The organism is uncultured Bifidobacterium sp., from assembly GCF_959020145.1.
Taxonomy (GTDB): Bacteria; Actinomycetota; Actinomycetes; order Actinomycetales; family Bifidobacteriaceae; genus Bifidobacterium.
This window is the reverse complement of record NZ_CAUEQY010000002.1, coordinates 1-11,816: the sequence shown is the minus strand read 5'-3', so window position 1 is coordinate 11,816 and position 11,816 is coordinate 1. Positions and strand designations below refer to the sequence as shown.

Genomic DNA, 11,816 nt, shown 5'->3' with positions numbered 1-11,816 from the left:
GTGGGAGTAAGCAATTGTGAGATTCGTTCATTCTCCGTTCACGTGTTTCCAATGTCTCCTTGCAACGTCACAATAGAGCAGTTAGTATTGTTCGTTTCTTGATACCTCATATTAAAGGGAGAGTGTTATGGCTGCAGGTCCTGTGCTCGTTGTCGATTTCGGAGCCCAGTACGCCCAGCTGATCGCACGTCGCGTGCGTGAGGCCAATGTTTATTCGGAGCTCGTGCCGCATTCCATGCCGGTCGATGAGATGCTGGCCAAGGATCCGCAGGCCATCATCCTGTCCGGTGGCCCCGCTTCCGTGTTCGAACCGGGCGCTCCGCGCGTCGACAAGAAGCTGTTCGACGCGGGCGTTCCGGTGCTCGGCATCTGCTACGGCTTCCAAGCCATGGCATACGCGTTGGGCGCGGATGTCGACAAGGCCGCCCTGGGCGAATACGGCAAAACGGAAACCACCATCGACAAGGCGGAGGGTCTGCTCGACGGCTCTCCCGCAGAGCAAAGCACGTGGATGAGCCATGGCGTGGCCGTCAAGACCGCGCCGGAAGGCTTCGAAGTGCTCGCCCACACCGAAGGCGCACCGGTCGCCGCCATGCAGGACGAGTCCCGCAAACTGTACGGCGTGCAGTGGCATCCGGAAGTCAAGCACACTCCGATGGGCCAGAAGCTCATCGAGAACTTCCTGCACAAGTGCGCCGGCCTCGGCGATAACTGGAACGCGTCCAACATCATCGAGGACCAGGTCAAGAAAATCCGCGAGAAGGTCGGCGACGCCCAGGTGATTTGCGGCCTGTCCGGCGGCGTCGACTCCGCCGTCGCGGCGGCTCTGGTGCATAAGGCCATCGGCGAGCAGCTCACCTGCGTGTTCGTGGACCACGGTCTGCTGCGCAAGGGCGAGGCCGAGCAGGTCAAGCATGATTTCGTCGAGGCCACCGGCATCAAGCTCATCGCCGTGGACGCCTCCGAAGACTTCCTCACCGCATTGAAGGGCGTGAGCGAGCCGGAGAAGAAGCGCAAGATCATCGGAGAGAAGTTCATCCGCACTTTTGAGAAGGCGCAGCGTCAGGTCATCGAAGAGGCCGGTGCCTCCGGCAAGGAAGTCAAATTCCTCGTGCAGGGCACGCTGTATCCGGACGTCGTAGAGTCCGGCGGCGGCGATGGCGCGGCCAACATCAAATCGCACCACAATGTGGGCGGCCTGCCGAAGGACATCAAATTCCAGCTCATCGAGCCGCTGCGCACCCTGTTCAAGGATGAGGTGCGCGCCATTGGCACCGAACTCGGTCTGCCGGATGAGATTGTCTGGCGTCAGCCATTCCCGGGTCCGGGTCTCGGCATCCGCATCATCGGCGAAATCACCAAGGAACGTCTTGACCTGTTGCGCGAAGCTGATGCCATCGCACGTGAGGAGCTTTCCAAGGCCGGCCTCGACCGCGACATCTGGCAGTGCCCGGTCGTGCTGCTTGCCGACGTGCATTCCGTGGGCGTGCAGGGTGACGAACGCACCTACGGCTCGCCGATCGTGTTGCGTCCGGTGTCGTCCGAAGACGCCATGACCGCCGACTGGTCGCGTATCCCGTACGACGTGCTCGCCACCATCTCGACGCGTATTACCAACGAATGCCGTCAGATCAACCGCGTGGTGCTTGACTGCACTTCCAAGCCGCCGGCAACCATCGAATGGGAGTGAGCCCGCAGGCTTGACGCATAGCGGAAGGGGCTTTCCACAAACTATTCTTGTGGAAAGCCCCTTCCGCTATGTTACGGAAACAAGTCCGCTCTCGTCAGACGGACCGAACGTCCCCCGACGTCACTTTTGCATATCCGTCAAACAAGCATGTCATTCCACAGATCCACGAAATTCGGTAGGGTTTTCGCCGTCGTGGCGACGTTCTTCACTTGGATGCCTTTGATGCGTAGGCCAAGCATCGCCGCGAATGTGGCCATACGATGATCGGCATAAGTCTCCATCACGGATGGTCTAAGACGATTCGCCGACACAGGGGTTATCTCCAATCCATCGGGCAGTTCGTGGGCAGCTCCCCCAACGCGCGTAATCTCGTTGGCCAAAGCCTCCAGACGGTTCGTCTCATGCCCTCGTAAATGACCGATGCCGATCATGCGGGTAGGCTTGTCCGCAAAAACCAGAATCGCTGCAAGCGACGGCGCGATCTCACCTGCCGCCGTCAAGTCGAAATCACCTAGGCCGCTGACATGACCGTTGCCGGTCACTTCGCAGTACCGGACGTCGTCAATCACCGGGAAGCTGATCTCGGCTCCCATACGTTCCAAATATCCCGGAAGCATGCCTCCGGGTTGCGTAGTGGATTCCGGCCAATGAGGTACGCGCACGGTTCCTCCGGCGATGAGCGCTGCGCCAAGGAACGGGGCGGCATTCGACAGGTCAGGTTCGACCGTCACAGTTTCGGGCAACTGCACGGCTCCCGGCTGCACGGTCCACACGCGAGCGTGTTCGTCTGCGTTGACACGCACGCCGGAACCATGCAGATCGGCCACGGTCATGCGAATATGCGGCAAACTCGGCGTCTTCTCCCCCGTGTGATGCAGTTCCAAACCGCCTGGCACTCGAGAGCCGATGAGCAATAGTCCTGAAATGAACTGCGAGGATCCCGAAGAATCAATGCTGACCATGCTCGGCTCAGCGCACTGGCTCACCGTTTGAGGTGGAGTGATTGTAAATGGCAGTCGACCTTCCTCGCCGTGGTATTCGATACATGCCCCCAACTGTTCAAGACCGTCCAACACCGGCTTCATCGGACGCGCGTACGCCTGCTCGTCACCGTCGAAAGCCACAGGACCGTCCGCGAACATGGCAAGACCGGGCACAAAGCGCATCACCGTTCCCGCAAGACCGCAGAACACCTTCGTACCACCGTGGAACCGGCCGTCGGACGGCGGCACCACTGTAACCGTGGTGTCAACCTGCTCGTCGATTTCGCAGCGCACTCCCAACGCGCGCAACGCGTCCATCATCAACTCGGTGTCACGTGAACGCAATAGACCGACCAATCGCACGGGTCGATGTCCGAGCGCCGCGAGAATGAGATAACGGTTCGACAGTGATTTGCTGCCCGGTACCACCACAGTGGCGTTCAACGGTTTGCCGGCATACGGTGCCGGCCACAGGTTCTCATGAAGTGCTTCCATATGGTTCATGGTAACCAAACCATGTGGAAAACGCCGCGCCCGTCTCGCATAGGTCGTCTTCCTGGCATGTTCCACAAATACATTCCTTTTTCATAAGACAACGCAATGTAATACGATGCTGTCATGGAGCATTTCATTTCACGTTGGTTGGTTTTGACCATTGCGGCCGGGGTCATGGTCACACTGCTTCCCGGCATGCACGCCGTTGGCGAACCACCCATTCTCGGCATCGGCGCGTTCGCGTTGTTCCTTGCGTTGATCAACGCGTCGATCAAACCGATCGTGCACACCATCGCATTGCCATTTTCGATTCTCTCGTTCGGACTAATCGCGTTAATCATCAACTGGCTGTTCATGGAGCTTGCGTCTTGGCTGGCCATAAGCCTGTTCGACGTGGGAGTAACCATCGATGGATTCTGGTGGTCCGTAATCGGATCGCTGATTATGGCCATCGTCTCCGGCATTGTCGGCACCGTCATTCAGGACTGATGCGATCGCGTATATAACTAAATGTCCTCCGCAATCTATCCGATTGCGGAGGACATTACTTTCGTTGTCGGGCTGACAGGATTTGAACCTGCGACATTCTGCTCCCAAAGCAGACGCGCTACCAAACTGCGCTACAGCCCGTTCATGCACTCCCGCACGTGGCAGGTGAACACGAGTTTCCATTGTAGCGTATGGTAGGACAACGACAGGCTAGAATGGCAAATACTGGAGGGAACGCGCATGGGACGTCATCAGCAAGCCGAGGCTTCAGGCATCATTTCCTTCATGGCATGCGCCACTCTTGCATGGATCGCCATGGACCTATATCTGCAATTCGCTCCCGCCATCTGGCGTGTCACCCAACGCCTGTTCACCGTGTGTGCCGGAATCACCGCGGGATGTGGAGTCATCTCGTTCACCTTGGGGTATGCGCGCAACTCCAGGTCGATGACGTTGAAACATGGCTGGACCATTCCTATTCGCCGTATCTTCGAGATACTCGCTTTGTCCGTGGTCTACGCGTCGACCATTTTCGTCACGGCGTTCATGCTGCTTTCCATTGCCAGCAACATGATGGGGTTGCGCACGTTAAAAGGCTATCTGACTGCGCTCTGCGCCGCGATCTCGGGGGTCGTAGGCTATGTCACGTTCGTACAGGCGGAACTCATGAATGCCAAGACCATCGCATCCTTGTTGCCGTTCTTCGTGGTTTCCGGTGTCAGCATCGCAGGATTGACGTCCGATGATCCATACTGGTACAACAACAATTTCTCCCAATTGGGCGATCGAACCACTTTTGCTGCTCGTATGTTCAATTCGACATTGATGTTGGCCGGCGTCTGCATCGTCATCATCAGCTATTTCGCGATTTCGGAGCTCATCACCACGCACCGTCTGCAGATGCAGTATCTGTCTGCAAGCGATGAAAAAGAAGCTCCCAAACACTTCAAGGCGCGGATTCTTCTGCTATCGACCATGCTGACGCTCGCAGGCATCGCCTTCATCGGCATCGGCATGTTCCGTTACACGCCGCATCCGATTCTGCACAACGTATTCGCCCGCGGTCTTCCCTGCCTGATGAGCGTGCTGATGATCGCGCTGCCTTGGCTGGCCCCGCAGCTTTCAAAAGTAGTATATGTGATTTCAGACCTAGCTATCGTGATCGGGGCTCTTGCCGGGTTCCAGTGGTTGGCGGGGCGTAACACGTTGACGAACGTCGAGGCTCTTGCCGGCATGATGTTTCTGGGCTGGTTCATCATCTTTTCACGGCAGATTGCGGCCATCGAATCCGATCGTGTGCAGACGCAGCTTATTCTGGCGCAAACCAAGCGGCCAGAATCCGTCGAGAATCTTGCGGAGGTCAGCGAAACCGTTCCTGGAACCGTTTCCCGACTCTCGTCGGAAGTCTAATTCTCGTAACGGTTCACGAGCACAGTCCACAAACAATACGGCGAGGTGTCACCCGTACGGATGGCACCTCGCCTGTTCTCATGGCTATCAGAAATCGTAGTTCTTTGTGGTGGGCTTTCTATCGCTCATCAGCAACAGGAAGCTTCTCGACTGCGCCGTGATCGCGAAGCCGGCCTCATAGTTGAGTTCCGGACCCTTCGGATTATGCGTGTCGACGACCAGACGCCATTTCTTGCCATACCGCTCGTCCGGCAAGGTGAACATAATCGGCTCGTAATGCGCGTTGAAAATCAGGATGAAGTTATTGTCCACCATCTGGTTGCCATACCAGTCGGCTTCCGGAATATCGGAACCGTTCAGATAGATCATCACCGAGAACGCGTGGGTGTTGGACCAATCTTCCATGTCCATGATGGAACCGGTGTGGTCCATCCATTCGACCTGCGGAATCTTATCGTCCGGGTCTCCTGGCTCGCGGCCGGTGAAGAAACGACGACGGTGAAGCACCGGGTGCTCGAGTCGCAGATGAATCAGCTTCGAAACGAACTCAAGCAGATCCTTCTGACTATCGTCAAGATCCCAATTGGTCCATGAAATGGCGTTGTCCTGGCAATAGGCATTGTTGTTGCCCTGTTGCGTGCGTGCCACCTCATCGCCGCCGCAGATCATCGGAATGCCCTGACTGCACAGCAGCGTCGCGAACATGTTGCGCATCTGCTGTTGCCGCAGGTCGTTGACGTCCTTGATGGTGGTCGGGCCTTCGACACCGCAGTTCCAGGAACGGTTGTTGCTTTCGCCATCCCTATTGCCTTCGCCGTTGGCATCGTTATGCTTCTCGTTGTAGCTCACCAAATCGTTCATGGTGAAGCCATCATGTGCGGTGATGAAGTTCACGGAAGCCACCGGACGGCGGCCGTTCATCTGATACAGGTCGGAGCTGCCCATCAGACGGCTGGCGAATTCCGGTAGCGTCGATGGTTGCGAACGCCAGAAGTCACGCACGCAATCACGGTAGCGGCCGTTCCATTCGGACCAGCTGGACGGGAAGCCGCCCACCTGATAGCCGCCGGAACCCAAATCCCAAGGTTCGGCGATGAGCTTGACACGGGAGATGACCGGATCCTGTTCGACGATGTCGAAGAAGGCGGACAGCTTGTCGACTTCCTGGAACTGGCGGGCCAGCGTGGCCGCAAGATCGAATCGGAAACCATCGACATGCATTTCGGTGACCCAGTAGCGCAGGCTGTCCGTGATGAGCTGCAGCGCGTGCGGCGAGCGCATCAGCAGGGAGTTGCCGGTGCCGGTCGTGTCGAAGTAGTGGCGTCGGTCGTTGTCGACCAGACGGTAGTAGGCACCGTTGTCGATGCCTTTGAAGCTTAGGGTCGGGCCGAGGTTGTTGCCTTCGGCGGTGTGGTTGTACACCACGTCGAGGATCACTTCCATGCCGGCGCGATGGTAGGCCTTGACCATGGATTTGAATTCGTTGACCTGCTCGCCGCGTTGTCCGGAGCTTGAGTACGCGTTATGAGGCGCGAAGAAGCCGATGGTGTTGTAGCCCCAGTAGTTGCTCAGGCCTTTTTCCTGCAGGAAGCTGTCGTTGACGAACTGGTGGATCGGCATAAGTTCGATGGCGGTGACGCCGAGCTTCCTCAGATATTCGATGACCGATGGATATGCGAGGCCCGCGTAGGTTCCACGGATGTCCGGCGGCACGTCCAGGTTGAGATTGGTCATGCCACGCACATGGGCTTCGTAGATTACCGAATCATGGTAGGAGATGTTCGGATGTTGGTCGTTGCCCCAGTCGAAATACGGATTGACCACGGCCGATTTCATGGTATGCGGCGCGGAATCCAGCGTATTCATGCTGGTGACGTCCTCAGGGCTTTTGAACCAATACGAATAGAGGCTTTCGTCACCGTCGATGTTTCCCTCGATGGCTTTTGCGTACGGGTCGAGCAGCAACTTGTTCGGGTTGCACCGCAGGCCCTTTGCTGGATCATACGGACCGTACACACGATAGCCGTACCGTTGCCCGGGTTGTATTCCCGGCAGATAGTTATGCCATACGTAGGAGTTCTGCTCCGTCATTTCCACTCGGGTCTCACGGTCTTCCTCATCGAAAAGACAAAGCTCGACTTTCTGGGCCACTTGAGAGAAGAGGGCGAAATTCACGCCGGCGCCGTCGTAGCTCGCACCGAGTGGATACATCGATCCAGGTCTGATTTGCATAATTCAAGTATCGCACGTTTTGCGAGTTGAATTCGTTATTTCGTTTATTCCGGCGATTGTTTTTACAATTCGAAACCTGCAGGCCGCTATTGTTGCCGCATTCTGCGAATTTGCTCATGCAAAATGGCGATCTCCGAATTGGAGGCCGTGATGTGCGTGTCTCGTAGCTGCTTCCACGGGATCCAAGCAGATTCGACATGCTCGTCGGCGTCGAAATGCCGTTCGACGGCCTGCCAGTGGCGCAGGTGCACCACCATGATGTTGGCCAGTTCGTCGGTCATGCCTTCGGATGAATAGAATTGCCCGACATGGTCGATATCGCAACTGTTTTCGTCGATTGGCTCGACGCCGGTCTCTTCGCGCAGCTCACGCAATGCGGCCGCATCGACGTCTTCCCCGTCATCGATGAGTCCTGCCGGCAGACCGTAGGCGAAGGCGTCGCAGCCGACACGGTATTCTCGTTCGACCAAGTACAAATCCTGCGCGCAGTCATGCACCAGCATGACCACACAGGGCGCGTGCCGCATCACCTGTCTGCGGATCACGGTTTGTCCGCCGTCTCGTGTCTGCAACGCGATACGCATGTCCTCCACGCCGAAAATCGCGCCTTGATACACGTGCTCTCTGCTGAGTACTGTGGCCGGTCTGGTCATGTCCACGCCATCGCTGGATTCGTTCAGCGACATATCCATGCTGGTCGTATCGGACATCGTCGTTCAGCGTTCCTGCCCGCAGGACGGCAGTACCAGATTCCAGGGATCGGTGTTCATGGAAATCCAGCGGACGGTGGGGATGTCTCCGGTCGCCTCAGATACGGCACGAGGCACATCGCCCATAGCGTATTGGAACCATATGGATTCGATGGCGCTGTGTGGCGTGTTGATGAACATCGGACGAACAGTGGCGTCGCCTCGGCCGAGTTCGATGTCCGCGGCACGCATGGACGCCTCATAGCGCGCCTGCTCGATGGCATCGGTCACCGGATGATGGCGCAGATCGCTGGTCACATACACATCGACGCCTGCGGCACGCACTTCATCGAACAGGGAATCGCCCGAGCCCGGCAATACCGCCACCGTGCCGATCGTCGCGTCAAGGTCGCCGCACACCTGCACGCCAAGTTCGGTGTATGGCAGCGCGTCGGCCACACGACGGGCGAAATCACGCAATGCGATCGGCTCCTGCAACCGGCCGACACGGCCCAATCCGACCGGATGTTCGGCTTTCGGATCTTCGATGGGTACCAGCGGACGCTGTTCGATCAGGCCGAACGCGTCGGCGGCGGCCATGCTGACTCCTCGGTAGGAGGCATCGGCATTGGTGTGCCCAACCCACAGCGCGCAACCGGCGAGGTTGAGCTTCCGGACGATCTCACCACGGAATCCTAGTCCGGAGACCGCATGCACGGAACGGAAGAACAGCGGATGGTGGCAGATCAGCAGGTCGATGCCTCCGGCGATAGCCTGGTCGATCACCGCCATGGATGGGTCCGCCGCGAACGCGATGTTGCGCACGTCGTGGCGAAGGTCTCCCACGATGAGTCCCGGCTCATCCCATTGTTCCGCGTATCGCAGCGGATACAGCGTTTCAAGCACATCCACGACCTGCTTCAGCGTTGCCACAATCTTCCTTCTTTCTTTTTTAATCAGCCTTCGATTATCCGACGGGAACGGATCAGTGGGCCGCCAATTGCCAATCGGAACCGATGCCCGTCGATACGTCCAACGGAACGGCCATGGTGACGGCATGCTCCATGGCATCCTTCACCAGCGCGGTGGCCTGCTTCTCCTCACCGGGCGCGATCTCCACCACAAGTTCATCATGAATCTGCAGTATGAGGCGACTTCCAAGGTTCGCTTCCTGCAGTGCGTCATACGCACGAATCATGGCGATTTTCATGATGTCCGCCGCCGAGCCTTGGATAGGCGCGTTCAACGCGGCGCGTTCGGCCGCGTCCCTCACGGCACGGTTCGGCGATTTGAGACCGGGGAAATACCTGCGCCTTCCGAAAATGGTTTCGGTATATCCTTTTTCGCGTGCGGACGAGACAAGCGATTCAAGGTATTCATGGACTTTGCCAAAAGTGGCGAAATACTGGTTTTTCAGCGATTCGGCTTCTTTGGGCTTGATCTTGAGCTGCTGGGCAAGTCCATACGTGCTCAGACCGTAGGCAAGTCCATAGCTCATCGCCTTGACGTGGCTACGCTGATCGGACGTGATGTCGTCAACGGGAATGCCGTAGACCAAGCTGGCCACATACTTATGGAAGTCCTTGCCGGAGCGGAAGGCCTCTATCAACGCCTCATCACCGGAAAGGTCGGCCATGATGCGCAGTTCGACCTGCGAGTAGTCGGAGCTCAGCAACGATTCGAAGCCCTCTCCCGGCACGAACGCGGATCGAATCTCACGACCTGCGGGATCCCGGTTCGGAATGTTCTGCAGGTTTGGATCGACGGAGCTCAATCGTCCGGTGGCTGCCACCGTCTGTTCGAAAGTGGTGTGGATGCGACCGTCATGACGGTTTGTGGCGTCGATCAACGTCTGCACGATCTGCTTGAGCTTGTTCTTTTCACGATGCATCAGCAACGCGTCAAGGAACTGGCATGCGCGGTCGTTATCGTACGAGCGGTCACGCAAGGTCTGCAATGCCGCGGCATTGGTGGTGTATGAACCGGACTTGGTTTTTTTCGTCGGTTTCAATCCCATGTCTTCGAACAGGATCTTCTGCAGCTGTTTGGGGCTTTGCAGGTTCACCTGCTCCCCCGCGAACTGCCACGCCGTTTCCTGTGCCTGGGCAGCGTCGGCGGCAAGTTGGTCGCGCATCTGCACCAGACGTGTCATATCCACTTGGGCGCCGACCTGTTCCATGCCATGCAGGACCTGAGAGACCGGAAGCTCAATGGATTTGAGGAGACCGAATTGTTCGCGCTTATCCAGCACACCGGCCAAATATTCGGCCAAAAGCCCCACGATTGCGGTGCGGGTGAGTATCAGCTCGTCGTTCTTGGAATCGTTTTCCTCAGGCTCGTCGAAGTCCAAGGTCCCCTGTGTCGCGGCTTCGGCTTGTGCTTCGATGTGCAGATCAAGGAAATGAGCCGCAGCCTGTTCCAGCGTGTCCGCGTGGAAATCCGGGTGGACAAGATATCCGGCGAGCTTGGTGTCGAACAATGGTTCCGGAAGTTCCACGCCGATGCTGCCCAGCAGATGCGCATGTTCTTTGTAACCGTGCACGACCATGGAATGGTGATAGCGGTCGAACAGCCTTTGCAGGCATTGCACCATATCCGGACTGAATACGTCGATGCGAATGGCTTCGCCGTGCACGGCGATCATCAATGCCGAAAGAGAGGCTTCTCCGGGTTTGCTCGTGCCTTCGGCGTAAAGCGTCCAGGACTGTTTCACCTTGTCCGTGCAACGGGTCGAAGAATCGATTTCGAAGCCGAATTCCGGAATGTCGTTGGAGGAGCGTTCATGGCGTTCGTGCAGATGTTCCTGCACCACGGGGAAATGGTTTTGGACCCATGTCTCCACCACATGCGGATCGTTGACGTCTTCGACATGTGGCAGCCCGAGCTTGCTGGATTCGTGCACGTCCCCGGATGGTTTGTCCGCATTGAACGTTTTGAGCACGCGATTCTTGGTCCGAACACCGAATTCGAGCTTGGTGAATAGATCGTCGAGTTGACCAGCGTCGACTTGTCCAAATGTCAGGTCGGATACCGACACGCCAAGATCAAGGTCACGAACCAAAGCGTTCACGGAACGGTTCAGTTTGACCTGTTCGATGTTTTCGCGCAGGGCTTCGCCTTTTTTGCCGCTGATCTCGTCGGCGTGTTCGATGATCTGCTCAAGTCCGCCGTACTGGTTGATCCATTTGGCCGCGAATCCGTCGCCGACTCCGGGAACGCCGGGGATGTTGTCAGCGGTTTCTCCGCGCAAGGCGGCCAGATCCGGGTATTGCGCGGGAGAGACATGATATTTCTCCTGCACGGCATCCGGGGTCATATGTTTGAGGTCTTTGAAATGGTGGCCGGGATACAGCACGGTGATGTCGTCGTTGATCAGCTGGAAAGCATCACGGTCGCCGGACAGCACCAATGTGCGGTAGCCTGCCTGGTCGCCCATGCTGGCGAGCGTGCCGATCACATCGTCACCTTCGTAACCGGGTTTTTCGATGTATGTGATGCCCAAGGCCGTCAGCATCTGCTGGATTAATGGCAGCTGGCTGAGCAGTTCCTCGGGGGCCGCGTCGCGAGTTCCTTTGTACTGCGGCAGCATCTGGTTGCGGAACGTGCCGCCCTTCACATCGAATGCGACGGCAAGATGGTCTGGATGTTCGGCATCGATCACCTGCGAAAGCATGGTGGCGAATCCCCAGACCGCGTTGGTGGCCTGACCTGATGATGTACTGAAATTCTCTACGGGTAAGGCAAAAAAAGCGCGGAACGCCAAAGAATGGCCGTCAACGACCAATAGCGTTCCGCGTGAAGTGCCTTCCACAGTTGGTGTGTTAGCGC

General features: G+C 57.4%; 8 protein-coding genes and 1 tRNA gene. 3 read left to right on the top strand and 6 right to left on the bottom strand.

The annotated features are described in order from the left end of the window. Window positions 1-127: 127 nt before the first annotated feature. Entirely contained in the window at window positions 128-1,690 is a 1,563-nt protein-coding gene (gene guaA, locus Q5H33_RS01030; RefSeq protein WP_003809522.1) for a glutamine-hydrolyzing GMP synthase, read from the top strand. A gap of 137 nt (window positions 1,691-1,827) precedes the next feature. Here guaA and aroA read toward each other — a convergent pair whose 3' ends face one another. Continuing rightward, window positions 1,828-3,168, bottom strand: coding sequence for a 3-phosphoshikimate 1-carboxyvinyltransferase (gene aroA / locus Q5H33_RS01025; protein WP_196218814.1), 1,341 nt, complete (start codon window positions 3,166-3,168; stop codon window positions 1,828-1,830). 123 nt (window positions 3,169-3,291) lie between these two features. Here aroA and Q5H33_RS01020 point away from each other — a divergent pair, with 123 nt between their 5' ends. Beyond that, window positions 3,292-3,657 (top strand): phage holin family protein, encoded by a 366-nt coding sequence (locus tag Q5H33_RS01020; protein WP_003809526.1) that lies wholly within the window; start codon window positions 3,292-3,294, stop codon window positions 3,655-3,657. 67 nt (window positions 3,658-3,724) lie between these two features. Here Q5H33_RS01020 and Q5H33_RS01015 read toward each other — a convergent pair. Further along, a tRNA-Pro gene (locus Q5H33_RS01015) sits at window positions 3,725-3,798 on the bottom strand. 99 nt (window positions 3,799-3,897) lie between these two features. Between Q5H33_RS01015 and Q5H33_RS01010 the strand changes: the two genes are divergently transcribed. Next, on the top strand, window positions 3,898-5,067 hold the full coding sequence (locus tag Q5H33_RS01010; protein ID WP_117762489.1) for an ABC transporter permease: 1,170 nt from the start codon (window positions 3,898-3,900) through the stop codon (window positions 5,065-5,067). Between the two features lie 87 nt (window positions 5,068-5,154). On the opposite strand, the gene glgX is transcribed toward Q5H33_RS01010, so the two are convergent. The 4 genes from glgX to polA form a co-directional block, all read right to left on the bottom strand. After that, window positions 5,155-7,299 carry a glycogen debranching protein GlgX gene (gene glgX, locus Q5H33_RS01005; protein WP_011743102.1) on the bottom strand — a complete coding sequence of 715 codons (2,145 nt, stop codon included), beginning with the start codon at window positions 7,297-7,299 and terminating at the stop codon, window positions 5,155-5,157. An 86-nt stretch (window positions 7,300-7,385) separates the two neighbouring features. Further along, entirely contained in the window at window positions 7,386-8,009 is a 624-nt protein-coding gene (locus Q5H33_RS01000) for an NUDIX hydrolase (RefSeq protein WP_039774991.1), read from the bottom strand. Window positions 8,010-8,015: 6 nt separating this feature from the next. Continuing rightward, a complete protein-coding gene (locus Q5H33_RS00995; protein ID WP_003809533.1) occupies window positions 8,016-8,921 on the bottom strand; it encodes a Nif3-like dinuclear metal center hexameric protein in 906 nt (301 codons plus the stop codon). Between the two features lie 52 nt (window positions 8,922-8,973). Further along, window positions 8,974-11,799, bottom strand: coding sequence for a DNA polymerase I (polA, locus tag Q5H33_RS00990; protein WP_302422680.1), 2,826 nt, complete (start codon window positions 11,797-11,799; stop codon window positions 8,974-8,976). Window positions 11,800-11,816: the final 17 nt, after the last annotated feature.

Excerpts from the sequence above, each read along its gene's own strand:
- glgX (WP_011743102.1), bottom strand. The coding sequence starts at position 7,299 with ATGCAAATCAGACCTGGATCGATGTATCCACTCGGTGCGAGCTACGAC.
- aroA (WP_196218814.1), bottom strand. The coding sequence starts at position 3,168 with ATGGAAGCACTTCATGAGAACCTGTGGCCGGCACCGTATGCCGGCAAA.
- Q5H33_RS01000 (WP_039774991.1), bottom strand. The coding sequence starts at position 8,009 with ATGTCCGATACGACCAGCATGGATATGTCGCTGAACGAATCCAGCGAT.
- guaA (WP_003809522.1), top strand. The coding sequence starts at position 128 with ATGGCTGCAGGTCCTGTGCTCGTTGTCGATTTCGGAGCCCAGTACGCC.
- Q5H33_RS01010 (WP_117762489.1), top strand. The coding sequence starts at position 3,898 with ATGGGACGTCATCAGCAAGCCGAGGCTTCAGGCATCATTTCCTTCATG.
- Q5H33_RS01020 (WP_003809526.1), top strand. The coding sequence starts at position 3,292 with ATGGAGCATTTCATTTCACGTTGGTTGGTTTTGACCATTGCGGCCGGG.